The organism is Novosphingobium sp. CECT 9465 (assembly GCF_920987055.1).
In the GTDB taxonomy this organism is placed as follows: Bacteria; Pseudomonadota; Alphaproteobacteria; order Sphingomonadales; family Sphingomonadaceae; genus Novosphingobium.
Window position 1 is genome coordinate 1359348 of record NZ_CAKLBX010000001.1, and the last position, 24050, is coordinate 1383397.

Genomic DNA, 24050 nt, shown 5'->3' on the forward strand with positions numbered 1-24050 from the left:
TCAGGACTTGTCGGCGCAGATCTTCAGGCCAAGGCTGTCCACATCGTCGCCGATCAGGTTGTACAGCTTGTTCAGTTCCACAATGAATTCAGCATAGTACTTGTCGCCGGTGACGTCGCCAGTTGGCGTGTCGTCGTTGAAGCTGTTCTTCGTTGGTGATCCGACAAGAACCGTTGCGATGGCAGGGTTGCCCATGCGGTCCACGCTGACAAAGGCAGAATCAGGATCGGTTCGAAAATTGAAGCCGCTCCCGGTCCCTGTGGCAACCTGCGGCGTACCGTTCGGCGTGGGCAGGAACGGGAAGGTCAACAGGAAGAACTTGTCGTTGCTCGGTGGATTGAGCGGGACGTTGGCAATCGTGTTCGGTCCCTGACCGGTTACCGTCATGTCCAGCAGCAGCGTGGCCAGCAGGATATCGACGACCGGGTCAGCCGGATGACGGCCGTTTGGCCAGCGGGTTGACCGGGTCAAATCAAGTTTGAGTGTATCGGGGATAAGAATTGACCGCAGATTGGCCCCGTTCTGACCCTGGATTGCCTGGGTAAAGCAGCGTGTGGAATCGAACGTGACGGCGGTTGCGGTTGGTGTCGGGGTTGCCGTGGCGGTCGAGCTTGGCATCGGCGCCGGGACGACGACCTGACCGCCAGCGCCATCTTCACCGCAGGCAGTCAACGAAAGGGCCAGCGCCAGAGGCGTGGCGGTAAGGGCGAGGGCGCGCAGGCGCTTGATCGGGTTGATGGTCATCAGATATTCCCCCCGAAGCGAAGTGTCTGTCCCCAGATGCCGAGATTATTGACTCCCGCGCCGAGCTTTTCGTCGGGGATTTCCAGCACGATTGCAGTGTCGTTCTGGCCATCGAAGAAATTACGATCGTTGCGGATGCGCAAGACCCCGGTCGAACGGGTTTCGCGGAAGCCGATCAGATCGAAGAAGAACGGTTCGTCGAACAGGCCGACGCGAACCTTGACGCCATCCTTTTCGAGATTGGTCTCGACCGGCCCTTCGACCACGCCGGTCACGCCGGGAATGCCTTCGATGCGTACGCCCCAGTCCTTGTCGCCCGCGCCCTTGCCGAATCGGTACTTGATTGTGAATTCGGGGGTATTGGCAGGTGCTGCGGTTGAGATATTGATCTTGAAGAGCACATCGCGGTCATAATAGAGCGGCGTTGTGCCCGCCGCCGAAACGGGACCGGCAAAGGTCATGGCGATTTTTGTCGTTCCATTCGAATGCCAGGCAAACACGTCGGCGATGTCGGCCGGAATATCGGGGTTGGCGTCAACCCCGCCATCGGTGCGGCCCGGCGGGTCGAGGTGGTCGGCACTGGTGGCAACGCCGGTCGGCACCAGCAGCAGCGCGGCGAAACCGGCTGCTCCTGCGCTTCCGGCCAGCAAGGTCTTTATCATGCGGTGCATGGTGAAACTCCCACAATAAACAGACGAAAGATTGTGCGACCAGTCTTTCGCCTCTTTCTGCCCGAATCGCTGTGCAAAGCTGCACACTTTGGAAAAATAGCGATTCAGCGGGAGGCCTCAATTCTTATGTAACCGAAAAAGCCCGCAGAGGTGAAGGGGAAATACTTAGACCAATGCCGAAATTCCCCAGACCACGCCCACCAGCAGGAAAACTCCCGCCAGATCGAGCGCCAGCCCGGCTTTTATCATGGCGCGCATCGAACAATGGCCCGTGGCCCAAGCCAGTGCGTTCGGCCCGGTTCCGGCGGGCAACATGAAGCCCCAGGTTGCGGCAAAAGCGGCGGGCAGGGCCAGCAGGACGGGGTCTGCACCCAATGCCGCCACCAGCGCCGCCACCACCGGCATGAACCCGCTGGCGGCCGCGATATTGCTCGCAAATTCGGTCACCGCGATCACGAAGGCCACCAGCACCAGCGCCACGATGGGCAGGGGCACGTGCTGCAACGGCAACAGCATCTCGCCCAGCCATCCGGTCAGCCCGGATTCGGTCATGCTCATCGCCATGGCAAGCCCGCCGCCGAACATCAGCACCACGTCCCACGGCGCGCGGTTCGCTTCGGGCCAGGTCAGCATCGGGCGGCCGGTGCCATCGGGCAGGAAAAACAGCACCAGCCCGGCAATGGCGGCAATCGTGCCATCGGTCAGCCCGCCTCTGGGGAAGAAACCTTCCAGCCAGGGCTGCGCGACCCAGGCCATGAAAGCGAGAATCACCACCGGCATCAGCCGACGTTCGGGCACGGTCCAGCGGACGGAGTGTGCGATCGAATCGCGCGCTGCCACCGGATCGAAGGCATCCTTGTCCAGCCCTTGCACCCGCGCGATGATCCACGCCGCCAGCGGCACCGCCAGCAGCGCAATCGGCACACCATACATCGCCCAGCCAATGAACGTGATCCGGGTGCCCAGCGTCTTCTCGATCATTCCAGCGGCAATCGCATTGGTGGGCGTACCGATCATCGTGGCAAGGCCGCCGATCGATGCCGCGAAGGCGATTCCCATCGGCAATGCGCCGGCCATGCCCGAAGTCTCGCCCGGCCGGACACCGCCAGCGCCAAGCATGGCCAGCGCCATCGGCATCATGATCAGGGCCGTCGATGTATTGGAAATGAAGCTGGAAAGCACCGCCGTTGCCGCCATGACCGCGAACAGCAATTGTGCGGGTCTGGCCCCGGCAAAGCTCATGATGAACAGCGCGAGCCGGTGGTGCAGGCCAGTGCGCTCGATCGCCAGCGCCAGAAACGCGCCGCCGATGAACAGGAACAGGATCGGCGAGTAATAGGACGATGCAGTCTTGGCGGCATCTGCAACGCCGGTAAGGGGCAGGACGATGAAGGGAAGCAAGGCCGTGGCTGACAACGGCAGGGCCTCGGTCATCCACCAAACCGCCATCCACCAGACAAGGCCTGCTGTCAGCCACGCCGTTTCCGGCATTCCCGCAGGCGCAGCCGCCAGCAGGGTTACCGCCATCCCCGTCGGGCCGACAATCAATCCGATCCTGCGCGCGTCGATCACCCGGTTCTGCCCCCGCTTTTCCCGCCAACTGCCTAGCAGAGGTGGGGCAAAGCGAAAGGGCTTGCCCGCCAGCGCATCAAGGAAGCGAAAGGGCTTGCCCGCCAGCGCATCAAGGAAGCGAAAGGGCTTGCCCGTCAGCGCATCAAGGAAGCGAAAGGGCTTGCCCGCCAGCGCGTCAGGTATGGTTGGGCATGCAGCGGCGGAAATACGCTTTCGATGGGCTTGCTGTCCGGCAGGACATAGACATAGCCGCCCTTCTTGCCGAATTGCTGGCGGATCTTGGCATAAGCCACCTTGGGCACATTGATGCAGCCGAAGGTTATGCGGTTGTCCTCGATTGTTCTGGACAATATCCGTTCCCGCCGTTTTTCCCTGGGTTTGCCCGGCGGAATGGTGTGGATGGCCACCGAAGTCGCATAATCCACCCACAGCACTTTCTGATTGCCCGCAGCGACGCCGAATTTCGCGAGAAAGCGTCCGGCAGGGGTGGTTTTTTCAGCGGGTCCGATCTCGGAAAGATCCTTGCTGCCGATGCCGGGGGTCGCATCGTCACCTGCCGCGATGCCGATCAGCACGGGCGCTGTGGCCAGTTGCTTGCCCTTGGCGTCGAACAGGAACATCGCGGCCGATGGCTTGTCGATCACGATATAGGGCAAGCGCGCGTTGTCGCCCGACTGGGAAACCCACGTCGTAACTCTTGAGGCAGCTTCCGATCTTTCTGCTTCAACATTTTGAGATTGCACTTTTTCTGCCGAATCCGTGCGTTTTGCTGCCTGCGCCGGGCCTGTTGCAGTAAATGTCAGCGCAAGACAGGAAAGCGCCAGAATACCGTGGTTCATCGATTGTCGCACTCAAATGTAGAAAGGGCAGATCGGAAGCTGCGTTCATATAGCTTTCGTCAGTTGCGCGGGCGCTTGCGTTGCGCTTCGATCATGCGCTGTTCGACACCATCAACGCGGCCGGTCAACTGGTCGAGACGCTGGGTGTTGGTCTGGGCCTGTCCGGCAGCGGCCTGCGCTTCACCGCGGGCGGCGCGGGCGATACCGTCCGTTTCGGCAACGCGGCCTTCGAGAGCCGCAACGCGCTGGTCGACAACAGCGACCTGTTCGCGGACGTAGCCCTTGGTGGCGCAACCGCCGAGGCCGAGCGAACCAGCCATGATGGCAACGGCGGGGATGATCTTGAGAGATGGCATCATGCAAAAATTCCTTTTTTGGCGAACCGCGCATCGAACGTGCAGGAACGACAATCGGGCATGATGGAATCGGCGGTTCGTGCATGGCGCAAGCTGGATGGACAGTGTTCGGGGGAACGTGCGCCAGCGCGTTTTGGGCGGTCGACAAACCGAAAAGGGCGCACCTTCCGGCGCGCCCTTCAATCCTTCGGCAATGGTTGCCCTTGCGCTTACTTCGGCGCGAGAACCATCAGCATCTGGCGGCCTTCCATGCGGGGGAAGGCTTCGATCTTGGCAATCTCGGCCACATCGTCCTGGACCTTGCGGAGCAGGTTCATGCCGATCTGCTGGTGCGAAAGCTCGCGCCCGCGAAACCGCAGCGTGATCTTGACCTTGTCGCCATCCTCGATGAACCGCACCACGTTACGCATCTTGGTATCGTAGTCATGGTCATCGATGTTCGGACGCATCTTGATCTCCTTGATCTCCTGCGTCTTCTGGCTCTTGCGAGCGGCGTTGGCCTTCTTCTGCGCCTCGTACCGGAACTTGCCGACATCGAGGAACTTGCAGACCGGAGGATCGGCCGTGGGCGAAACTTCGACAAGGTCGAGACCGACGGAGGCGGCCTGATCAATCGCTTCGCGGGTGTACATCACACCCAGGTTCTCGCCATTTTCGTCGATCACGCGCACTTTGGGCACGTTGATCATCTGGTTGAAGCGAGGCCCGCTCTTGACGGGGGGCGCCATGCTGCGCCGGGGTGGGGGAGCTATTGTGCTTTCTCCTGCAGTTTAAACGAATATACGATTGGCGCGCTCATATCACAATGTACGCTTAGATAAAGGGCGCATTGCGCAGCTTATCGCAGCCCTTATCCCGGCCATGCGTTCATGCCGCTGCGCGCCACAATGCAAAGCGTGCAAGGCGATCTCCCGCCGGAACGATGGCGTCGATTGCCTGGGCGGGTTGCAGCGCGGACAGGATGGCTGGATCGGCCGCATCCATTCCGCCGGTCAAAGCGCCGAAAGCAGGCAGGATCAGGCGGTTTTCGCTGGCAACGGCGCAGGCGCGGGCTATTGAGCGGCCACGCACCCTGACCCGCAACTTGGGGTGGAAATGGCCTGAAACTTCACATCCTTGCGCACCGGCACGGGCGATATGGCGCAGGGAAAGACCGCGCGTGGACAGTTCGTCAACGATGGTTCCGCCCGGAGCGCGGGCGTCCTCATCGTGATTTCCGGTGATCCAGACCCATTCTGTCGCGCGCGTCAGGGCATCGAGCATGCCCGCCGCGTGAGGTTCGAGCCGGTCAACACCGGCCGAGTCGTGGAACGAATCGCCCAGGCAATAGACCCGGCGCGCGTTGGTTTCCCGCAGCGCTTCCGCAAGCCGCTCCAGCGTGGCGCGGCTGTCATACGGGGGCAGCATCTGGCCGTGGCAGGCAAAGAAGCTGGCCTTTTCCAGATGGAGGTCCGCCACCAGCAACGCGTTTTCCTCCGCCCAGAACAGCGCGCGCGAAACCGCGAGGCGAAATTCCTGATGTGCGAACGAAAAGGGAACCATGACTTCCCCTTGCCGTATGCCCTTTCCCTTGGCAAGTGCCCTCTCATGACCGAAAACCCGATACCTGAAGACTGGACCCGGCAGACTGCGCAAGCCCGCGCGTGGTTCGAATCGCTACGCGACCGCATCTGTGCCGAATTCGAGGCGATCGAGCGTGAGGCAGGCTCGGATGCGCGCTTTGCCTACACGCCGTGGAACCGCGAACATGATGGTGAGACCGTGCAGAACGGCGGCGGCGGTGTTCAGGGATTGATGAAAGGCAAGGTCTTCGAAAAGGTCGGCGTCAACGTCTCGACTGTTCAGGGCGAATTTTCCAAGGAATTTGCGGGCACGATCAACGGAGCGAGCGCGGAAACGCCCGGCTTTACCGCAACGGGCATCAGTCTGGTTGCACACATGGCCAACCCCCACGTTCCCGCCGTCCACATGAACACGCGCTTCCTGACCACCAGCAAGGCGTGGTTCGGCGGCGGCGGCGATCTCAATCCGCCGATCCCCTACGACGAGGATACGGCAGAGTTCCACGCCACCTACCAGGCTGCCTGCGACAAGCATGACTCGGAATATTACCCGCGCTTCAAGAAATGGGCGGACGACTACTTCTACATCCCCCACCGCAAGGTCCATCGCGGTGTCGGAGGGATATTCTACGATCATCTCGAATGCGCCGATCAGGCCGCGTTCGAGGCAAACTTCGCCTTCACCCGCGATGTCGGCGAAGCCTTCCTCGCCGTTTTCCCCAAACTTGTCCGCCGCCGCATGGCGATGCCGTTCAACGAGGCCGAAAAGCTCCAGCAACTCCAGTACCGGGGGCGCTACGCCGAGTTCAACCTCGTGTGGGATCGCGGCACACTGTTCGGCCTCAAGACCGGCGGCAACATCGACGCCATCCTGATGAGCCTGCCGCCCGAAGCGGTGTGGAGCTGAGTCAGTGAAGGTCGCGGGCGAACCGCTGGGCGAGGGCTTCCACAACGTCCGCGCTGGCGACCTTGCCTGCGTGGTTACCGCACTGGAAATGCGCGAGCCGCCCGCCGATTTGCGCCGCCTGACCCCAGAGGACGATGTGCCGATCCAGCTTGTCCGCTGGAAGGATTGCACGCCCGAAAAGTACCGTGTGCTCTACAAGCGGGTGGGCGGGCCGTGGCTGTGGTGGGCACGGCTTGTGAAGACCGATGCCGAACTCGTTGAAATCCTGTCTGATCCGCGCGTCCAGCTTTACGCCGTGGTTGACCGCGCCCGCGTTGAAATCGGGATCGTAGAACTCGATTTCCGGGTGGAAGGCGAGTGCGAGATCGTGTTTTTCGGCCTCATCCCCGGTGCCACGGGCAAGGGCCTTGGCAAATGGCTGATGCGCAAGGCGCTTGGGATGGCTTGGATCAAGGGCATTTCGCGCGTCTGGCTGCATTCGTGCACCACCGATGATCCGCGCGCGGTGCCGTTCTACATGAGCCGTGGCTTCGTGCCCTTTGCCCGTTTTGTCGAAATCTATCGCGACCCGCGCCTGTGCGGGCTGTACCCGGAAGACGCCGCAAACTTCGCCCTTATCCGATAAAGGCGGGAATCATTCGAATTTACGGAGGCTTCCTACTTGCCCTAACCGCCTGCTTGCCTCCATCTAGGGTCAGATGCTCCGCCAGTACGAACTTGTCGAACGTGTTCTCGCCTACGATCCCGATGCGGATGAGGCGATGCTCAATCGCGCCTATGTGTTTACCGTGCAGAAGCACGGTACGCAGAAGCGCGCCAGCGGTGACCCCTATTTCTCGCACCCGGTTGAAGTCGCCGGCCTGATGACCGAGCTGAAGCTCGATCAGGACACGATCATTACCGCGCTTTTGCACGACACGGTCGAAGATACGCTGACCACGGTCGCGGATATCGAGCGCCTGTTCGGTCCCGATGTGGCGCGGCTGGTCGATGGCGTGACCAAGCTTTCGAAGATCGAGACCCTGAGCGAGAGCGAGCGCGCGGCGGAAAATCTGCGCAAGTTCCTGCTGGCGATGAGCGAGGACTTGCGCGTCCTTCTGGTCAAGCTGGCCGACCGCCTGCACAACATGCGTACGCTGCATTTCATCCGCAGCGAGGACAAGCGCCGCCGCATCTCGCGTGAGACGATGGAAATCTACGCCCCGCTCGCCGAGCGGGTGGGCATGTATGAATATATGCGCGAGATGCAGCTGCTCGCGTTCGAACAGCTTGAACCCGAAGCCTATGCCACGATTACCGGGCGGCTCGCCGCGATCCGCAGCGAAGAAGGCGCGCAAGTCGATTCCATCGCGCTCGAAATCAAGAAGGTTCTGGCCGAAGCAGGTCTGCGTGTCGAAATTTCGGGGCGTGAAAAGCACCCCTATTCGATCTGGCGCAAGATGGCCGAACGGCACGTGTCGTTCGAACAGATCACCGACATCATGGCCTTCCGCGTACTCACCGAAAGTGAGGAAGACTGCTACAAGGCGCTGGGGCTGCTTCATCGCGCCTGGCAGATGATACCCGGCCGGTTCAAGGACTACATCTCCACCCCGAAAATGAACGGCTATCGTTCGCTTCACACATCTCTCATTTATTCCAATGCGATGCGCGTCGAAGTTCAGATCAAGACTCGCGAAATGCACGAATTGAACGAATACGGCCTTGCCGCGCACTGGTCCTACAAGCAGGGCGGTACGCAGCCCGATGCACAGATCGGCTGGCTGCGCGATCTGGTCGAAATTCTCGATGCCAGCCACGATGCCGAGGAACTGCTCGAAAACACCAAGATGGCGATCTATCAGGACCGCATCTTTGCCTTCACGCCCAAGGGCGCCTTGTTCCAGTTGCCCAAGGGCGCGACGCCCATCGACTTTGCCTTTGCGGTCCATACAAATCTTGGCGCGGCGGCAGTTGGCGCGAAGATCAATGGCCGCCATGTGCCGCTGCGTACCGCGCTGGGCAATGGAGACGTCGTGGAAATCATCAAGAGCCGCAATTCCGAACCGCAGTTGTCGTGGCTCGGCTTCGTCGTCACCGGCAAGGCCCGCGCCGCGATCCGCCGCTTCGTCCGTCAGAAGGAGCGTAGCGAGGTCGCCGCTATCGGTCGCAAGCTGTACGAGGAAATCGTCGAGCGCCTGCCGACCAAGATCGGCAAGAAGGCGCTGGCTGATGCGGTCAAGCGGCTGAAACTTGGCACCGAGGAGGACTTCATGTTCGCCATAGGTTCAGCCAAGATCGATGACCGGCAGGTGATGGAGGCGCTTGTCCCCGGCAGCGCCGCCAACTTGCCACAGGAAGATTGGCCCAGCCAGAAACGCGCCATTGCGGTGCGTGGCCTGACGCCCGGTATGGCGTTCAAGCTGGCAGACTGCTGCCATCCGGTGCCGGGCGACCGCATCGTTGGCCTGCGCCGCCCGGAAAAAGGCGTGGAGGTTCATGCCATCGATTGCATGAAACTGGCCGATGGCGTCGATGCCGACTGGATCGACCTGTCATGGGATGCCCGTACCGACGGTGCGATTGGCCGCTTGCGCGCCGAACTCTACAACCGCCCCGGCACACTCGCCGAAATGGCCGGCATCTTCGCCAAGAACCACGCCAATGTCGTCAACCTGGAAATGACCCAGCGCGAAAACCCGTTCCATACTTACGAGGTCGATCTGGAGGTACGCGATCTGGCGCACCTCACGCGCATCGTCAGCGCCCTGCGCGCCAGCGATGCCGTGGCGCAGGCGGAGCGGATCTAGGCGAGTTCCACGCTCACCGCCTGTTCATTGAGGAAGGCGCTGCCGAAGATCGTCAGGAAGGATATGTCCGCGGCATCGCGCCCGATCCCGATGATCGCGGTCTGCGCGGGGTCGGCCATGCCGGTGGCGTCGACAAGGCGCCAGCCACCTGCGAGCCAGACTTGTACCAGCGCGTGGAAATCGGGCGGATTGACGCCGGGGGCATAGGCGCTGACCACGCGGGCTGGAATGCCGATCCCGCGCACCAGAGTGACCAGCAGATGCGCGTAATCGCGGCAAACGCCCTCACGGCTGTGGAAGGTGTCTATCGCGGTTGTTCCGCCGTGGCTTGCGCCGGGCACGTAGGACAAGTGGCTGCCGATCCAGTCGCATGCCGCTTCCACCGCAGCGCCGCCTGCAAGATTGCCGAACATCTCCATCGACGCGGCATGCAAGGTATCGACCGGGCAATAGCGTGAGGGCAGCAGGTATTCGATCGCATCGGCCGGAAGCACGGTCAACGCATCGGCAAACAGGTTGGCGAGCGGCAAGGTCTCGCGCGTGATATCGATCTGCGCCTCATAGCGGACCTGCAGCGCGCTGTCGGGCGTCAGCCATGCCCGTTCGCCAACCCCGCCATGCGCCGCCACATGGATCGCGACCGGCAATCCGCCAATGTCGAGCGTTTCGCCAAGAATGCGCTGGTCGGGCAAACGCGCCACGCCGATCTGCATCAGGACCTGTGCCGGAACAGGCAGGGCATAGTCGAGGGTGGTGACGATGTTCAGGCGCTGGGAAGTGACTGGCATTTGGCCTTAACCGGCTGCGCCCGGATGTGCTCCGCGGCGTCAGGAATGAAGATGGAGCGGGCGGGCAGTAGCCACCAATGGAAGCGCGATATGCGTCGGCAAGCCGTTAGTGCCGCATTTTCCTGGAGAGTTCCAGCGCTGAGGCAGTCGGCTTTGACCTTGGCTCGAAAATGGAGTATTCACGCCTCATCACGACAACAAGGCAGCGCCTGCGAATGGTGCTTTTGCCGATGTTTGTCATTGCGCTGCTGTTGACGTTGCATTCGAAACCTCCTAAGCGCGCCTTTCACTCTAAACCGGGATGGTTCATTGCAGCCAAGGTCAAGGCCTTGTTTCTGCCGGAATTTTCCCGTTTTGCAGGGTGTTTTTCGCGATGAGATAGGGCCTGCGGCGTGAGTCGCTTGCGCCCTGTGGAGCAAAACGGAGAAGCAAGTGGCTCGTATTGCCGGGGTAAACATCCCCACCAACAAGCGCGTGATTATCGCGCTTACCTATATTCATGGTATCGGGGCTCACAAGGCCAAGCAGATCGCCGACAAGCTGGGTATTGATCACAGCCGCCGCGTTCAGGACCTGTCGGACGCCGAAGTCCTCCAGATCCGCGAAGCGATCGACGCCGATCACACCGTGGAAGGCGATCTTCGTCGCGAAGTCGCGATGAACATCAAGCGCCTGATGGACCTCGCGTGCTATCGTGGTCTGCGCCACCGCAAGGGCCTGCCGGTCCGCGGTCAGCGTACGCACACCAACGCTCGCACCCGCAAGGGCAAGGCCAAGCCGATCGCCGGCAAGAAGAAGTAAGACCCGCAAGGGCTTTCTTCCGTCCCAGATTTTCGAGGATAGAAACCAATGGCACGCGAACCTCAGCGCATTAAGCGCCGCGAGCGCAAGAACATCACCAGCGGCGTCGCGCATGTCAACGCCAGCTTCAACAACACCATGGTGACCATCACCGACGCCCAGGGCAACGCGATTTCGTGGTCCTCGGCCGGCATGATGGGCTTCAAGGGTAGCCGCAAGTCGACGCCGTATGCAGCGCAGGTCGCTGCCGACGATGCCGGCAAGAAAGCTGCCGAACACGGCGTCCGCACCCTCGAAGTCGAGGTCAAGGGTCCCGGTTCGGGTCGTGAAAGCGCCCTTCGCGCGCTGCAGGCGGTCGGTTTCACGATCACTGCAATCCGCGATGTGACAGCGATCCCGCACAACGGCGTTCGCCCGTCGAAGCGCCGTCGCGTCTGATCCTGCCTATTGGTGAGTGACGGCGCAGGTACCGGCGCCATCACTCACCCAATACCTCGACCGGATGCGGACACTTCGTCCGACGTCCGGCAAGCCCGCACAAACCCCAGGGGAATTCCATGACTGTCAACATCAAGAACTGGCAGGAACTGAAGAAGCCCAACAATCTTGAGATCAAGCCGGGCAACGATTCCAAGCGCCGTGTGACTTTTGTCGCGGAACCGCTGGAGCGTGGCTTTGGTCTCACCCTCGGCAACGCGCTGCGTCGTGTGCTGTTGTCGTCGCTGCAGGGCGCAGCTGTTACCTCGATCAAGATCGAGAACGTGCTTCACGAATTTTCGTCGCTTGCCGGCGTTCGGGAAGACGTGACCGATATCGTTCTGAACGTGAAGCAGATCGCATTGCGGATGCAGGGCGAAGGCCCCAAGCGCTTGCAGCTTTCGGCAACGGGTCCGGGCGAAGTCAAGGCTGGCGACATCGCCGTCAGCGGAGACATCGAAGTCCTCAACAAGGACCTCGTGATCTGCAATCTGGATGAAGGCGCGACCTTCAACATGGAACTGACGGTCGATACCGGCAAGGGCTATGTTCCTGCGGTTGCCAACCGTCCCGTGGATGCACCGATCGGCCTCATTCCGGTCGATTCGCTTTATTCGCCGGTTCGCCAGGTTTCGTACAAGATCGACAATGCCCGTATCGGTCAGGAGCTTGACTACGACAAGCTCAACCTGACGGTCGAAACCGACGGCACGGTGACCCCTGAAGACGCCGTGGCTTATGCCGCGCGCATCCTTCAGGACCAGCTTTCGCTGTTCGTCCACTTCGATGATCAGGTTCCGGTCGGTCATGTTCCTTCGGTTGCAGGCGTTGCCTCGCATGCACCGGAAGAAAGCGATGCCAACCAGCTCAACCGTTACCTCCTCAAGAAGGTCGACGAACTGGAGCTGTCGGTCCGCTCGGCCAACTGCCTCAAGAACGACAACATCATCTACATCGGCGATCTGGTTCAGAAGACCGAAGCCGAGATGCTGCGTACGCCGAACTTCGGCCGCAAGTCGCTCAACGAGATCAAGGAAGTTCTCTCTTCGATGGGTCTGCGCCTCGGCATGGACATCCCCGGCTGGCCGCCGGAAAACATCGAGGAAATGGCCAAGAAGCTCGAACAAGAGCTGCTGGGCTAACCAAATCCGGGGCGTTCTTCGGAACGCCCTGTTTTCGGGTGATTTGGCGGCAACCCTTAACAGCCGCCTGGATCGGGGTACCTTGCACGGCCCCCCTACGAACTGAAGGAAATACCCATGCGTCATAAAATGGGCCAGCGTAAGCTTGGTCGTACCTCCGCTCACCGCCTCGCGATGCTTCGCAACATGGCGGCAGCGCTGATCAAGCATGAGCAGATCACCACCACCACGCCAAAGGCGCGCGAACTGCGTCCTTACCTCGAAAAGCTGATCACGCTGGGCAAGAAGGGCGGTCTTTCGAACCGTCGTCTCGCCCACACGCGTCTGGGTGACGATGCACAGCTGACCAAGCTGTTCTCCGTTCTGGCAGAGCGTTATGCGGATCGTAATGGCGGCTATACCCGCATCATCAAGGCCGGCTACCGCGCTTCGGACGCTGCTCCGATCGCCGTGATCGAACTGGTTGACCGCGACACTTCGGCCAAGGGCCAGGATTCGGGTCCGGTGATGACCGCCGATGAGGACGAATACGAAGCCGCATAATCTGCGCTTCGGTTCGCACCGGAATTGAAAACGGGCGGGGCAGCAATGCCACCGCCCGTTTTTCATCGGTGATCATGGCGTTTGCAAACTTCGTCCGAGGCCCACGAAGCAATCCGGCACGGAGTGTAACGACTCTGGATTGCTTCGTCGGTTTTGCCTCCTCGCAATGACGAAAGCGGTATCATCGCCTTTCCTTGATGGTCTGACGCGCCGCAAAGGTGCTTGTGCCAACGCGACGTCATCTGGTTCCAAAGGCCTGCGGACGCTGAAATCAGTGCAAGGCTGTTCGCCCTACCTTGCATGTCAGCCTATCCGGGCTAGTTTCCAACGCAACCGGAATCACTCCACCGAAAGTCGTCCCATGCGCCCGTCTCGTTCAATCCTTGCTGCTTCGGCAGCGATCTTCATCGCCGCGCCCGTTGCGGCGCAACCCGGAGATGCTGCGATGACTTATCCCGCCACCGAACGCGGAACCGTGGTTGAAGCGGCGTTTGGCGAGCAGGTCGCCGACCCCTATCGCTGGCTTGAAGCAGACGTGCGCGAAGACAAAAAGGTTGCCGCGTGGGTGGACGCGCAAAGCCGCTTCACCGCCGATTACCTTGCCAGGCTGCCGGAGCGTCCTGCGTTCGAGAAGCGGCTCAAAACCCTGTTCGATTTCGAACGCATCGGGATGCCGGTAAAGGCAGGCGGGCAGTTGTTTTTCCGCCACAACACGGGGCTGCAAAACCAGTCCGTCCTGTATGTCCGCCCCGCCGACGATAGCGGCGAACGCCGGGTGCTGATCGACCCAAATGCGTGGGCAAAGGATGGCGCGACCGCGCTGGACGACTGGGAGCCATCGGACGATGGCGCGCGTTTGGCTTTCTCGGTTCAGGACGGAGGCACCGATTGGCGCACCATCAAGTTCCTCGACGTTGCGACCGGCACGGTGCTGCCCGACACGCTTGAACATGTGAAGTTTTCATACATTGCCTGGGCCGGAAGCGGGGGCATTCTATATTCCCGTTTCCCCGCGCCAAAGCCGGGTGAAGCATTCCAGGCAGTCAGTTCCAACCAGTCGGTCTGGTATCATCAGCTTGGCACCGCACAGTCTGCGGACAAACTGGTCTACGCCACACCGGAAAATCCGCGTCTCTATCATTCCGCCGCCGTAACTCACGACCAGCGGTGGATGGTGATCGCGACCAGCACCGGCAGCGAAAAGGGCAATGCCGTCGGTATCGCGCCCATCGGCAAAGGTGACTGGAAGGTGCGCTCGCTGATAGCGACGCTGGCAGACGAATGGAGCCTGATCGACGGCATCGGCGACAAGCTGTGGTTCGTGACGAGCAAGGATGCGCCGCGCAAGCAGGTTGTCATGGTGGACGTGTCCGGCACCCAGCCCGTGTTCACCACCGTTGTGCCTGAGCAAGAGGCGGTGCTCGACGGCGCGAAGATCGTCGGCGACAAGCTGGTGCTGAATTATCTGCGGGACGTGAAAGCCGAGCTTCGGCTGGCATCGCTCGACGGCAAAGCCGCCGGAACGCTCGCTTTGCCCGGCATTGGGAGCGTTGGCGGTGTGCAGGGCAAGCCGGGCGACGGGCAGGGGCACTTTGTGTTCAGCAGCTTCACGCAGCCCGCCACGATCTACGGCTTCGATGCCACCAATCCCGCATCGGCGAACATCTGGGCTGCACCGAAGCTGACCTTCGATCCTGCGCGATTCGAGACGCGGCAGGTGTTCTATGCTTCGAAGGATGGCACGAAGATTCCGATGTTCGTGGTACGGCGCAAGGATTTGACCGGGCCGGTGCCGACAATTCTTTATGGCTATGGCGGGTTCAACATTTCTGTCCTGCCGGGCTTTTCCGCCGCGCGCATGGCCTGGCTTGAGGCGGGTGGGGCTTATGCCGTGGCCAATATTCGCGGTGGCGGCGAATATGGCGAGGCCTGGCACCTTGGCGGCAAGGGCGCGACCAAGCAGAACGTGTTCGACGATTTCATTGCAGCCGGAGAGTGGCTCAAGGCCAATGGCATAACGTCCAGCGATGGGCTGGCGGTCGAAGGCGGATCGAATGGCGGGTTGCTGGTGGGCGCGGTGGTAAATCAGCGCCCCGATCTGTTTGCGGCCGCGCATCCGGCGGTCGGCGTGATGGACATGCTGCGCTTTGACAAGTTTACCGCCGGGCGCGAATGGGTGTTCGACTACGGCTTCCCGGAAAAGGAGGCCGACTGGCGCCTGCTGCGGTCTTATTCACCCTATCACAACATTGCGTCGGGCAAGAGCTATCCGGCCATCCTGACCACAACTGCCGATACTGACGATCGGGTCGTGCCGGGGCACAGCTTCAAATATGCCGCTGCGCTGCAAGCGGCCGAGATCGGTCCGAAGCCCCACCTTATCCGCATCGAAACGCGGGCAGGGCACGGCGCGGGCACGCCGGTTTCCAAGATGATCGAGGAGTCGGCCGATGTTTACGCATTTCTTGCGCATTGGACGGGACTGAAATCAAAGGACTGACGCTAAAGCCATCTCGCCGCCCGCCTGGCAAGGTGCTATAGAGACAAGCAATAATGATGTGGGAGAAGGAACTGAAAAGGCGACGCGCCATTGGCGCGATCGCGGTGCTGTCACTTCTGGGGGCAGGAGCGCCTTTGCGCGCCGAGAATGCGGAAGAAAGCATTGGGGTTTCGGCGTCAAACGGCGGCACATCTGCGGCGCCCGCCACACGGCTGGTCTTTCCCCGCATCGCTTATCCGGCCACCCGGAACGAAGAACTGGTCGAACAGGCGTTTGGTGAGCGCGTGGCCGATCCGTTCCGGTGGCTCGAAGCCGATCCGCGCAAGGATGCCGATGTGGCGAGCTGGGTTGCGCGGCAGAACGCGGTGTCTGCCGATTATCTTGCGAACTTGCCGGGACGTGAGCGTTTTGCGGCCCGAATTCGCAACCTGTACGATTTCGAACGCTACGGCCTGCCGCGCAAGGCGGGCAGCCGCTACTTCTACACGCGCAATTCCGGGCTGCAGAACCAGTCGGCGCTGTGGGTGCGCAAGGGTGTAGCGGGTGAACAGCGCCTGTTGCTGGACCCCAACACATGGAGCGCCGATGGTTCGCTGGCGCTGGCCCAGTGGGAACCTTCGCCTTCGGGCAAGTTCCTCGCCTTTGCCGAACAGGAAGCGGGCAGTGACTGGCGGACCTTGCGCGTGGTGGAGGTGGCCACTGGCCGCGTTCTGGACGAGCGACTGGCCAATGCACACGATACCGATATTGCATGGATCGGCGACGAAGGTTTTTTTTATTCGCGCTTCCCCGCGCCGAGGGCCGGGGACGATCCACGCGCGCCGCGCTTCGACAAGGCGGTTTGGTTCCATCGCATCGGCACGGCACAGGATCAAGACGAGCAGGTCTTTGCCACGCCCGATCATCCGGCATGGAGTCACAAGGCGCAAGTGACCAGCGATGGCCGCTGGGTGGTGATCGTCAGCGAGGTGAGCACCGACAAGCGCAACGCGATCAACCTGATCCGTGTGGATGGGCGGCTGCCGGGCCGATGGAATGTTGTACCGCTAGTGCCGGAAATCGCCGATCACTGGCGGATGGTGGCCGGAATCGGTGACAAGCTGTGGTTCCTCACCGATCGCGACGCGCCAGAGTTCCACCTGGTCAGCATCGACCTGACGCGGACGGGCGAGGGCTGGAAGGTGGTCGTGCCGCAACGTGCCAACAAGCTGGAAGGCGCGCGCATGATCGGCGACCGCTTCCTGTTGTCTTACCTTCAGGGCGGCCAGAGCGTGGCGGTGATGGCCGACCGCAAGGGCCGTCCGGGCAAGGCGATAACGCTCAACGGAATCGGGACTGCCAGCGGTTTCGGTGGCCGCCCTGGTGATGCCGAGACGTTCTATCAGTTCAGCAGCTTCGCCACGCCGCCCGCGATCTACCGCATGGATCTGCGCAGTGGCGCGGTGACGCCGTTTGCAAAGCCGAAGATGGCGTTCGATCCGGCGGACTATGAAGTGGAACAGCGCCAGTTTCCTTCGAAGGACGGAACGCAAGTGCCTATGTATGTCGTGCGCAATCGCAGCGCGGCGAAGGCAGGCACGTCTTTGCCGACGCTGCTCTATGGCTATGGCGGATTCGATATTTCGCTGACGCCGGCGTTTTCACCGGTGCGTATGGCGTGGCTCGAAGCGGGCGGGGCGTTCGCCCTGGCCAATATCCGGGGCGGCGGCGAGTTGGGGCGCAGCTGGCATGAAGCCGGGCGGCGCGAGCACAAGCAGAACAGCTTTGATGACTTTATTGCGGCGGGCGAATACCTGATCCGCGAAGGCATTGCCACCAAGGGCGCGCTGGCGATCCAGGGTGCTTCGAACGGCGGGTTGCTTGTCGGTGCGGTGGTCAATCAGCGGCCCGACCTTTTTGCGGCGGCCAATCCTGATGTCGGTGTCATGGACATGCTCCGCTTCGATCGCTTCACTTCGGGCCGGTTCTGGGTGGATGACTATGGCAGACCCGACCGTGAGGCCGACTGGCGCAACCTGCGCGCCTATTCCCCCTATCACAACATCACATCCGGCAAGGTCTATCCCGCGATGCTGGTGACGACCGCAGACAATGATGATCGCGTGGTGCCTGCGCACAGTTTCAAATATGTGGCGGCGTTGCAGGCTGCGCAAATCGGTGAAAAGCCGCATCTGCTGCGCGTGGAATCACGGGCAGGGCACGGCGCAGGCAAGCCGGTGGACAAGATCATCGATACAGGTGCCGATGTTTTGTCGTTCCTTGCCTTCTGGACGGGATTGCAGGATGTGGCGACAAAGTGACCGATTGTTCATGTTTCATGCCGTTTTGCTGAACGATTGCTGTCCTGTCGGTTCAGCGTCGTAACACGGCGAATCGGGCAAACCTTCGTTCACGGCGGGAATAGACCCGCCAGACGCGAAGGACCGAACCCATGAAGACGTTTTCCAAGGCCCTCGTCGGAACTGTTGCCGCCGCTGCGGTTGCGGTGTCTTCGGCCGCTCCCGCCATGGCGCGGGATCATCGCGGCGGTATTGACGGTGGCGATATCATCGCCGGCGCGCTGGTGATCGGCGGCATTGCGGCGATTGCCGCGGCTGCCAGCAATAACAACGACCGCTATAGCTACGGCTACGGCGATGACTGGCGGGGCGGCGATGGCTGGAGCAATGGCCGCAATCGCAATGACTTCTATGGTCGCGGCAACGCGCGCGGAGCGATCGAGCAGTGCGTCCGCACCGCCGAGCGAGCCGCATCGCGTCATAGCTATGGCCGTGCCGACGTGACCGACGTACGCGACATCCGCCAGACGCGCTGGGGCTATGAAGTGAGGGGCCGCATCGCGGTGAACTCCAACGGCCGCGACTGGCGCCGGGGTGATCGTGATTACGGCCGCGGCTGGAACGGCGATTATCGCGGCTGGGACAGTTCGTTGCGCGGATACGACAGCGGATCGTTCAAATGCAAGGTCGAGCGCGGACGGGTTGTCGACATCGACTACAGCGGCATTCGCGGACTTTGACAGTCAACCAGGGGCGGGCGGTTCAGGCATCGGAAAGCCTGGACCGCCTAGCCTTTCTATCCACAGGTAAGGGGCGGGGCATGATCGGTAAATGGATACGCGCGACAATTGCCGTCGCGGGCATGGCAACGGCACTGCTGCCATTGGCGGCGGAGGCACAGGCGCGTCCCGGCTGGGGCGGTGGACGCCATTGGCGCGGCGATCGCGGGATCGATGGCGGTGATGTGCTGGCAGGGATTCTGATTATCGGCGGAATCGCGGCGATTGCCAGTGCCGCCAGCAAATCGAGCAATCGGGATGTCCCCCGTGACCCGGACTATAACGATCAAGACTATCGCGAACAGGATTATCCCTATCGTGACGATCAGGCTCCTTACAACGCACCTGCGCAGGATGACTGGCGTCAGAACGGTGGACAGGGCGCTTTTGCACAAGGCGCGGCGCGAAGCATCAATGACGCGGTCGACCGCTGTGTAGAGGAAGCATCCCGCACGGGCGAGGTTGACGAAGTGCATGACGCCGCGCGCACAGGCAGCGGTTATCGCGTTTCGGGGACGTTCCGCAACGGCGACAATTTTTCCTGCGACTTGACCGGCCAGGGTGGCGTGCTGCTCGACATCCGGCGAGGTCGACCCTGATCTGGCATATCTGAAGCCTTCGTGGCGGGCGCGGCCTGCAATTCTTTTGCTGGTCCCTTGCAGCGGGCGCGCGGGCTGACTATCGGCTAAGGGACGAGCTTCTTTTGAGGATTCATCCGCCCATGACCACGTTCGACGATCGCGAGAAGGCTTTCGAGGCCAAGTTCGCCCGTGACGAAGAAATGATGTTCCGCGTCCATGCCCGCCGCAACCGCCTGCTGGGCGTGTGGGCCGCAGAGCGCATGGGGCTGGATGCCGCCGAGACCGAGGCTTACGCCAAGTCTGTGGTACAGGCCGATTTCGAGGAAGCGGGGGACGAGGACGTCGTGCGCAAGCTTCTGGGCGATCTGGTATCTGCCGGTGTCGATGTGGATGAATCCGAGATCCGCCTGGCGATGGACGCAAAGTCTGTCGACGCGCGCCGCCAGTTGATGGGCGAACCCTGATGGCAATGGCTGCCGACGAGATCGAAGGCCTGATTCGCGCGGCCTTGCCCGATGCGGAAGTGGCGATCACCGATCTGGCCGGTGACGGTGACCACTATGCCGCGCACGTCGTATCGGCAAGCTTTGCCGGTGTTCCGCGCGTCAAGCAGCACAAGATGGTCTACGATGCATTGGGTGGCCGCATGGGCGGAGTTCTTCATGCCTTGCAACTGACCACCGCCGTTCCCAATTGAGACCGGCGCGAAAGGAACAAGATCCCCGATGTCCAGCACCACCGAAGAACGTATCGCCAAAATCGTCAACGGCAACGATGTCGTGCTGTTCATGAAGGGCACACCGCTGTTTCCGCAATGCGGGTTTTCGAGCAAGGCCATCGCCATTCTCGAACATCTTGGCGTGGAATATTCCAGCGTGGATGTGCTGCAGGACATGGAAATCCGTGGCGGCATCAAATCCTTCTCGGATTGGCCGACCATCCCGCAGCTTTACGTCAAGGGCGAGTTCGTGGGTGGATCGGACATCATGATGGAGATGTTCCAGGCCGGCGAACTGCAACAGTTGATGGAAGATTCAGGCGTGAAGCCTGCCTGACCGACCTTCAGGCCAGCACGGCCTGATCAATATCGCAAAGCGCGGTCGGCATTGTGCCGGTCGCGCTTTTTCATGTTTGCGAAGTGAAGGCCCGGGAAGAGGCGGAACCAGGAAGACCGGGGGGACTGGCTCCGCCTCAGGAAGAAGCTACTCTTCGGGACGCCAGCATTTATGCATGACCCGTGCCAAATCGTCAGATTGGCTGAAACCCGACATTTTCGTACAGGTGCGGTCTCGGTTCATCAAAGGGGTTGTAAAATGTTCCGACAGGCTCTGCCCCCTTGGCAGGCAGCGCGCAGGCAGACATGATAGGCACAATGGAAACTCGCGATCTCGACCCGCAGGAACTGCAAGCCAGGACCGTTCGCGCGGCCACGCTCGTCATCTATCGCCGCAACCCGGCCGGAGGAGCGGCGCAGATATTGTTGGTAGAGCGCAACGCGACCCTCAATTTCGCCGGAGGCGCAACCGTGTTTCCCGGTGGAAAGGTTGATCCGGCGGATCGCGATCTTGCGGCCACGCTGGGCGGGGAAATTGAAGTGACCGCAGCCCGGATCGCAGGGGTGCGTGAAACGCTGGAAGAGACCGGGCTGGTCGTGGGAGTATCCGGGCCGATCGACGGCGGGGTTGCGGCTGATGCGCGACGAATGCTGTTATTACACGGAAAACTCGCCCCGGTCCTTGATGCCTTCGGCTGGACGCTGAACCTCGATCAATTGGTGCAGTTTGCCCGATGGTGGCCACGCCACCGCGCTGAAAGAATTTTCGACACCCGCTTTTTCCTGGCCGATCTCGGCACGGGGGCCGTCGATATCGAAGTCGATGCCACCGAAAACCGGCATATGTTCTGGGCAAGTGCGAATGAAGCGCTTGAACTGGCGGCAGCAGGCCGGATCAGGGTGATTTTCCCGACGCGTCGGAATCTTGAGCGGCTGGCCCTGTTCGACACATTTGAAGCGGCGCGCGACCATGCTCTGGCTTTCGGTGCTGAAACGATCAGTCCGTTTATCGCCGAGCGTGACGGCAAGCCGTGGTTGATGATCCCCGATGGTCGCGGATATCCCGTGCTGGGCGAACCGCTTTCGACCGCGCAGCGCACATAGGGTTTTGTCGTGCGGACAGTTGACTCAAGGTTAATGAATTGGGGCGTAAGGTTTTTGCGAGGTGTTGCCATGTCTCGTCTGAAAACTCTTACTGCCGATCCCGATGAGCCAGCAATCAGCATACCTGTCGTCACCGATCCGGTGGCGCGGGGGCCGCGCATTGCCGCCGATATCGACCAGCCGTTCGGCTCGCCCGTTCATGCTTTGCAGGAACAGTTGCAGAAAATTGGCGATGTGAACGGTCCTGCCGAAACCGCATATCCCTTTGCCGAGGACAAGGCGCCCGGCTGGGTGAGGATGGGCTTGCCGATCGCTTTGTCAGTGGTGCTCTGGACGGTTATCCTGCGGGTAACAGGGGTGCTCGGTTGAACGTAACCAATTGTTGACCTCCTGCGGATTACATGGTGTCCATGCGTAGTCCTCTCGACAAATTGACTCCCGGCCAGATCGCCGGTTCGGCTGGTATCGTCGCCGTGGCGACCGCTATTGCGCTTGGCTATGGATATGTAACCGGCCTGCTGACGCCTACTCTTGGCGGGATAGCGTTCTTCCTGCTGGCCTGTTCGCTGCTGCTGGCGGCACCCCGCCAGCGAGCGAGCGAATTGCTGGGCGCGGCGACGGTGTGGATGTGCTTTGCCGAGTTTCTTTCCACCATTCAAACCGGCGAGTTTGCGATGTGGCGGCTGGCGGTATCGGTGGCGACTCTGGGCTGCGTCATGGCGGTCATCCGTGTGCAGCACTTGCGCGATCTTAGCCGTCGCGCACCGAACACCCCTCTTGCGGATCTCGACCGGCGCATTGCGGGCGGGTTTGGCATCGTGCCGCATACAGAAGCACAGCTTGCCACACTTCGCCATGAGGACGTACCGACTGCCTGATAGCCTTCGGTGCGATCAAGGATATTGCCCGGCCCAGCCGTGCCGCTGCGATCAGGATTTCTGGCTGATCCGGGGTTCGGGCAGCATTGCCTTGGCCAGCGCCGCATAATCCGCGCAATCCGACGTGCCGTGCACCTTCGCCTGAAGCGCACGATAGTGGCCGAGCACCGCTTGTCCGTAAGGCGTTACTCTGGCCCCGCCACCTTTGGCGCTTCCCGGCGCGGTTTCTACCAGCGGTTCGCCCCAGCAGCGGTTCATGGCGTCTGTCAGCAGCCAGGCCCGGCGATAGCTCATGTCCATGGTACGGGCAGCGCCGGAAATCGAGCCTTCGCGGGCAATGGCGTCGAGCAGATCGGCCTTGCCAGGACCCATCGCAATTTCAGTGCCGCAATAAAGCTGGATCTTGAGTTTCAGCCGTTGTGCCATGGCCATCAGGCTTAGGCGCTGGGGGGCGGGCCTTGCAACGCAATTTCGCAGGCCCTAGGCCTTTGCAATGATTGCTCAGGTCGAACCGTTCCACGCCATCGCCGTCAGCCGCCTTGCCCATGAAATGGAGGCGGCGGGGCACAGCGTGATCCATATGGAGTTCGGGCAGCCGTCCACGGGAGCGCCGGCAAGGTCGATCGCGCTGGCCCACGAGGTGCTCGACCGCGAGGCAATGGGATATTGGGAAAGCGTCGCCCTGAAGGACCGGATCGCGCAGTCCTATGCCGACAACTATGGCGTAACGGTAGATCGCGAACAGGTGATCCTGACCTGCGGCGCTTCTCCTGCGTTCGTCATGGCGCTGTCCTGCCTGTTCCGGCCGGGTGCGCGCGTTGCGCTGGCGCGGCCGGGGTATGTTGCCTACCGCAACACGCTGAAGGCCATGTACCTTGAACCGGTGGAGATGGCCTGCGGGCCGGACGAGCGGTTCCAGGTGACCGCGGCGGCGGTTGATGCACTTGATCCGGTGCCCGATGGACTGATCGTGGCAAGCCCCGCCAATCCCACCGGAACGATCATCGCGCCCGATGAACTTGCGGCGATTGCCGCGGTGTGCCGGGCCAGAGGCATCCGTGTGGTTTCGGACGAGATATACCACGGTCTCAGCTATGGCGCGCGGGCGGCTTCGCTGCTGGAACACCTGCCAGAGGCATTGATCGTCAATTCCTTCTCCAAGTATTTCAGCATGGCCGGGTGGCGGCTGGGCTGGCTGGTGGTGCCGCCCGACCTGATCGACGCGGCGCGCGCGCGCATGGGCAACCTGTTCCTGACGCCGCCCGTGCTGGCGCAGAAAGCCGGACTGATGGCATTCGAGTGCGCGGACGAACTTGAGGGCCACGTCGAGACTTACGCCCGCAACCGCGCGCTTCTGCTTGAGGCGTTGCCAAAGCTGGGGCTGGGACGGATCGCGCCGCCGGACGGTGCATTCTATATCTATGCCGACGCCAGCGAGTTTACCGATGACAGCCTGGCGTTTTGCGAACGATTGCTGCGCGACACTGGCGTTTGTGCCGCACCGGGGATCGATTTTGACCCGGTGGACGGGCGCCGCTTCATCCGCTTCAGTTTTGCGGTATCTACGCCGCTGGTGGAAGAGGCCGTGCGGAGACTGATACCCTGGTTCGCCGCGCGAAGGGCAGAGGCGGTCCAATCCGTGGCATGAACGGATCGGTGCAAAAAGTTCATCTAAAATTCATTC

28 protein-coding genes are annotated in these 24050 nt (G+C 61.4%); 19 read left to right on the top strand and 9 right to left on the bottom strand.

Annotated features, from left to right (window positions below):
* From LUA85_RS06615 to pdeM, 7 genes are all read right to left on the bottom strand, one after another.
* Window positions 1–744, bottom strand: a complete 744-nt coding sequence (locus LUA85_RS06615; protein WP_231468045.1) for a DUF4331 domain-containing protein — start codon at window positions 742–744, stop codon at window positions 1–3.
* Window positions 744–1415 (bottom strand): DUF4331 domain-containing protein, encoded by a 672-nt coding sequence (locus LUA85_RS06620; protein WP_231468047.1) that lies wholly within the window; start codon window positions 1413–1415, stop codon window positions 744–746. Before LUA85_RS06620 ends, LUA85_RS06615 begins: the two co-directional genes overlap by 1 nt.
* A 165-nt stretch (window positions 1416–1580) precedes the next feature.
* Window positions 1581–2984 (bottom strand): DASS family sodium-coupled anion symporter, encoded by a 1404-nt coding sequence (locus LUA85_RS06625; RefSeq protein WP_231471789.1) that lies wholly within the window; start codon window positions 2982–2984, stop codon window positions 1581–1583.
* A 137-nt stretch (window positions 2985–3121) separates the two neighbouring features.
* A complete protein-coding gene (locus LUA85_RS06630; RefSeq protein WP_231468048.1) occupies window positions 3122–3826 on the bottom strand; it encodes a hypothetical protein in 705 nt (234 codons plus the stop codon).
* Between the two features lie 59 nt (window positions 3827–3885).
* Window positions 3886–4185: a hypothetical protein gene (locus LUA85_RS06635; RefSeq protein WP_231468050.1), complete on the bottom strand. Its 300-nt coding sequence runs from the start codon at window positions 4183–4185 to the stop codon at window positions 3886–3888.
* 206 nt (window positions 4186–4391) lie between these two features.
* Window positions 4392–4910: a translation initiation factor IF-3 gene (gene infC / locus LUA85_RS06640; RefSeq protein WP_231468052.1), complete on the bottom strand. Its 519-nt coding sequence runs from the start codon at window positions 4908–4910 to the stop codon at window positions 4392–4394.
* 139 nt (window positions 4911–5049) lie between these two features.
* Window positions 5050–5724, bottom strand: coding sequence for a ligase-associated DNA damage response endonuclease PdeM (gene pdeM / locus LUA85_RS06645; RefSeq protein WP_231468054.1), 675 nt, complete (start codon window positions 5722–5724; stop codon window positions 5050–5052).
* Between the two features lie 45 nt (window positions 5725–5769).
* Here pdeM and hemF point away from each other — a divergent pair, with 45 nt between their 5' ends.
* From hemF to LUA85_RS06660, 3 genes are all read left to right on the top strand, one after another.
* Window positions 5770–6651 (top strand): oxygen-dependent coproporphyrinogen oxidase, encoded by an 882-nt coding sequence (hemF, locus tag LUA85_RS06650; RefSeq protein WP_231468056.1) that lies wholly within the window; start codon window positions 5770–5772, stop codon window positions 6649–6651.
* Between the two features lie 4 nt (window positions 6652–6655).
* Entirely contained in the window at window positions 6656–7276 is a 621-nt protein-coding gene (locus LUA85_RS06655; RefSeq protein WP_231468058.1) for a GNAT family N-acetyltransferase, read from the top strand.
* A 73-nt stretch (window positions 7277–7349) separates the two neighbouring features.
* Window positions 7350–9440 carry a bifunctional (p)ppGpp synthetase/guanosine-3',5'-bis(diphosphate) 3'-pyrophosphohydrolase gene (locus LUA85_RS06660; RefSeq protein WP_231468060.1) on the top strand — a complete coding sequence of 697 codons (2091 nt, stop codon included), beginning with the start codon at window positions 7350–7352 and terminating at the stop codon, window positions 9438–9440.
* Here LUA85_RS06660 and LUA85_RS06665 read toward each other — a convergent pair.
* The gene (locus tag LUA85_RS06665) at window positions 9437–10228 is read right to left on the bottom strand and encodes a transglutaminase family protein (protein ID WP_231468062.1); all 792 of its coding nucleotides are present in this window, start codon (window positions 10226–10228) and stop codon (window positions 9437–9439) included. The genes LUA85_RS06660 and LUA85_RS06665 overlap by 4 nt on opposite strands.
* 170 nt (window positions 10229–10398) lie before the next feature.
* Between LUA85_RS06665 and LUA85_RS06670 the strand changes: the two genes are divergently transcribed.
* The 15 genes from LUA85_RS06670 to LUA85_RS06740 all read left to right on the top strand — a co-directional run bounded on the left by LUA85_RS06670 (window position 10399) and on the right by LUA85_RS06740 (window position 22366).
* Entirely contained in the window at window positions 10399–10605 is a 207-nt protein-coding gene (locus tag LUA85_RS06670) for a hypothetical protein (RefSeq protein WP_231468064.1), read from the top strand.
* A gap of 55 nt (window positions 10606–10660) precedes the next feature.
* Window positions 10661–11029: a 30S ribosomal protein S13 gene (gene rpsM / locus LUA85_RS06675; protein ID WP_231468066.1), complete on the top strand. Its 369-nt coding sequence runs from the start codon at window positions 10661–10663 to the stop codon at window positions 11027–11029.
* 48 nt (window positions 11030–11077) lie between these two features.
* Complete coding sequence (gene rpsK, locus LUA85_RS06680; RefSeq protein WP_231468067.1) at window positions 11078–11467, top strand: 30S ribosomal protein S11; 390 nt, start codon at window positions 11078–11080, stop codon at window positions 11465–11467.
* 119 nt (window positions 11468–11586) lie between these two features.
* Window positions 11587–12648, top strand: coding sequence for a DNA-directed RNA polymerase subunit alpha (locus LUA85_RS06685; RefSeq protein ID WP_231468069.1), 1062 nt, complete (start codon window positions 11587–11589; stop codon window positions 12646–12648).
* A 117-nt stretch (window positions 12649–12765) separates the two neighbouring features.
* Entirely contained in the window at window positions 12766–13191 is a 426-nt protein-coding gene (rplQ, locus tag LUA85_RS06690) for a 50S ribosomal protein L17 (RefSeq protein WP_231468071.1), read from the top strand.
* Between the two features lie 361 nt (window positions 13192–13552).
* A complete protein-coding gene (locus LUA85_RS06695; RefSeq protein WP_231468073.1) occupies window positions 13553–15691 on the top strand; it encodes a prolyl oligopeptidase family protein in 2139 nt (712 codons plus the stop codon).
* Window positions 15692–15747: 56 nt separating this feature from the next.
* The gene (locus LUA85_RS06700; RefSeq protein ID WP_371823710.1) at window positions 15748–17991 is read left to right on the top strand and encodes a prolyl oligopeptidase family protein; all 2244 of its coding nucleotides are present in this window, start codon (window positions 15748–15750) and stop codon (window positions 17989–17991) included.
* 131 nt (window positions 17992–18122) lie between these two features.
* Window positions 18123–18710: a hypothetical protein gene (locus tag LUA85_RS06705; RefSeq protein WP_231468077.1), complete on the top strand. Its 588-nt coding sequence runs from the start codon at window positions 18123–18125 to the stop codon at window positions 18708–18710.
* A gap of 80 nt (window positions 18711–18790) precedes the next feature.
* The gene (locus LUA85_RS06710) at window positions 18791–19348 is read left to right on the top strand and encodes a hypothetical protein (RefSeq protein ID WP_231468079.1); all 558 of its coding nucleotides are present in this window, start codon (window positions 18791–18793) and stop codon (window positions 19346–19348) included.
* A 122-nt stretch (window positions 19349–19470) separates the two neighbouring features.
* Window positions 19471–19794, top strand: coding sequence for a DUF1476 domain-containing protein (locus tag LUA85_RS06715; RefSeq protein WP_231468081.1), 324 nt, complete (start codon window positions 19471–19473; stop codon window positions 19792–19794).
* Window positions 19794–20027 (top strand): BolA/IbaG family iron-sulfur metabolism protein, encoded by a 234-nt coding sequence (locus tag LUA85_RS06720; protein WP_231468083.1) that lies wholly within the window; start codon window positions 19794–19796, stop codon window positions 20025–20027. Before LUA85_RS06715 ends, LUA85_RS06720 begins: the two co-directional genes overlap by 1 nt.
* 28 nt (window positions 20028–20055) lie before the next feature.
* A complete protein-coding gene (grxD, locus tag LUA85_RS06725) occupies window positions 20056–20385 on the top strand; it encodes a Grx4 family monothiol glutaredoxin (protein WP_231468085.1) in 330 nt (109 codons plus the stop codon).
* A 317-nt stretch (window positions 20386–20702) separates the two neighbouring features.
* On the top strand, window positions 20703–21488 hold the full coding sequence (locus LUA85_RS06730; RefSeq protein ID WP_231468087.1) for an NUDIX domain-containing protein: 786 nt from the start codon (window positions 20703–20705) through the stop codon (window positions 21486–21488).
* A 69-nt stretch (window positions 21489–21557) separates the two neighbouring features.
* Window positions 21558–21857 carry a hypothetical protein gene (locus LUA85_RS06735; protein ID WP_231468089.1) on the top strand — a complete coding sequence of 100 codons (300 nt, stop codon included), beginning with the start codon at window positions 21558–21560 and terminating at the stop codon, window positions 21855–21857.
* Window positions 21858–21898: 41 nt separating this feature from the next.
* A complete protein-coding gene (locus LUA85_RS06740; RefSeq protein WP_231468091.1) occupies window positions 21899–22366 on the top strand; it encodes a hypothetical protein in 468 nt (155 codons plus the stop codon).
* Between the two features lie 51 nt (window positions 22367–22417).
* Here LUA85_RS06740 and LUA85_RS06745 read toward each other — a convergent pair whose 3' ends face one another.
* Entirely contained in the window at window positions 22418–22798 is a 381-nt protein-coding gene (locus LUA85_RS06745; RefSeq protein WP_231468092.1) for a winged helix-turn-helix domain-containing protein, read from the bottom strand.
* A 61-nt stretch (window positions 22799–22859) separates the two neighbouring features.
* Between LUA85_RS06745 and LUA85_RS06750 the strand changes: the two genes are divergently transcribed.
* Window positions 22860–24014: an aminotransferase class I/II-fold pyridoxal phosphate-dependent enzyme gene (locus LUA85_RS06750; protein ID WP_231468094.1), complete on the top strand. Its 1155-nt coding sequence runs from the start codon at window positions 22860–22862 to the stop codon at window positions 24012–24014.
* The last annotated feature ends 36 nt before the right edge of the window (window positions 24015–24050 follow it).

Excerpts from the sequence above, each read along its gene's own strand:
- LUA85_RS06695 (WP_231468073.1), top strand. The coding sequence starts at position 13,553 with ATGCGCCCGTCTCGTTCAATCCTTGCTGCTTCGGCAGCGATCTTCATC.
- LUA85_RS06670 (WP_231468064.1), top strand. The coding sequence starts at position 10,399 with ATGGAGTATTCACGCCTCATCACGACAACAAGGCAGCGCCTGCGAATG.
- LUA85_RS06735 (WP_231468089.1), top strand. The coding sequence starts at position 21,558 with ATGTCTCGTCTGAAAACTCTTACTGCCGATCCCGATGAGCCAGCAATC.
- pdeM (WP_231468054.1), bottom strand. The coding sequence starts at position 5,724 with ATGGTTCCCTTTTCGTTCGCACATCAGGAATTTCGCCTCGCGGTTTCG.
- LUA85_RS06700 (WP_371823710.1), top strand. The coding sequence starts at position 15,748 with ATGTGGGAGAAGGAACTGAAAAGGCGACGCGCCATTGGCGCGATCGCG.
- rpsK (WP_231468067.1), top strand. The coding sequence starts at position 11,078 with ATGGCACGCGAACCTCAGCGCATTAAGCGCCGCGAGCGCAAGAACATC.
- LUA85_RS06615 (WP_231468045.1), bottom strand. The coding sequence starts at position 744 with ATGACCATCAACCCGATCAAGCGCCTGCGCGCCCTCGCCCTTACCGCC.
- rplQ (WP_231468071.1), top strand. The coding sequence starts at position 12,766 with ATGCGTCATAAAATGGGCCAGCGTAAGCTTGGTCGTACCTCCGCTCAC.
- LUA85_RS06745 (WP_231468092.1), bottom strand. The coding sequence starts at position 22,798 with ATGGCCATGGCACAACGGCTGAAACTCAAGATCCAGCTTTATTGCGGC.
- grxD (WP_231468085.1), top strand. The coding sequence starts at position 20,056 with ATGTCCAGCACCACCGAAGAACGTATCGCCAAAATCGTCAACGGCAAC.
- LUA85_RS06720 (WP_231468083.1), top strand. The coding sequence starts at position 19,794 with ATGGCAATGGCTGCCGACGAGATCGAAGGCCTGATTCGCGCGGCCTTG.
- hemF (WP_231468056.1), top strand. The coding sequence starts at position 5,770 with ATGACCGAAAACCCGATACCTGAAGACTGGACCCGGCAGACTGCGCAA.
- LUA85_RS06750 (WP_231468094.1), top strand. The coding sequence starts at position 22,860 with ATGATTGCTCAGGTCGAACCGTTCCACGCCATCGCCGTCAGCCGCCTT.
- LUA85_RS06620 (WP_231468047.1), bottom strand. The coding sequence starts at position 1,415 with ATGCACCGCATGATAAAGACCTTGCTGGCCGGAAGCGCAGGAGCAGCC.
- LUA85_RS06730 (WP_231468087.1), top strand. The coding sequence starts at position 20,703 with ATGGAAACTCGCGATCTCGACCCGCAGGAACTGCAAGCCAGGACCGTT.
- LUA85_RS06660 (WP_231468060.1), top strand. The coding sequence starts at position 7,350 with ATGCTCCGCCAGTACGAACTTGTCGAACGTGTTCTCGCCTACGATCCC.
- LUA85_RS06635 (WP_231468050.1), bottom strand. The coding sequence starts at position 4,185 with ATGATGCCATCTCTCAAGATCATCCCCGCCGTTGCCATCATGGCTGGT.
- LUA85_RS06665 (WP_231468062.1), bottom strand. The coding sequence starts at position 10,228 with ATGCCAGTCACTTCCCAGCGCCTGAACATCGTCACCACCCTCGACTAT.
- LUA85_RS06740 (WP_231468091.1), top strand. The coding sequence starts at position 21,899 with ATGCGTAGTCCTCTCGACAAATTGACTCCCGGCCAGATCGCCGGTTCG.
- LUA85_RS06630 (WP_231468048.1), bottom strand. The coding sequence starts at position 3,826 with ATGAACCACGGTATTCTGGCGCTTTCCTGTCTTGCGCTGACATTTACT.
- LUA85_RS06705 (WP_231468077.1), top strand. The coding sequence starts at position 18,123 with ATGAAGACGTTTTCCAAGGCCCTCGTCGGAACTGTTGCCGCCGCTGCG.
- infC (WP_231468052.1), bottom strand. The coding sequence starts at position 4,910 with ATGGCGCCCCCCGTCAAGAGCGGGCCTCGCTTCAACCAGATGATCAAC.
- LUA85_RS06710 (WP_231468079.1), top strand. The coding sequence starts at position 18,791 with ATGATCGGTAAATGGATACGCGCGACAATTGCCGTCGCGGGCATGGCA.
- LUA85_RS06685 (WP_231468069.1), top strand. The coding sequence starts at position 11,587 with ATGACTGTCAACATCAAGAACTGGCAGGAACTGAAGAAGCCCAACAAT.
- LUA85_RS06715 (WP_231468081.1), top strand. The coding sequence starts at position 19,471 with ATGACCACGTTCGACGATCGCGAGAAGGCTTTCGAGGCCAAGTTCGCC.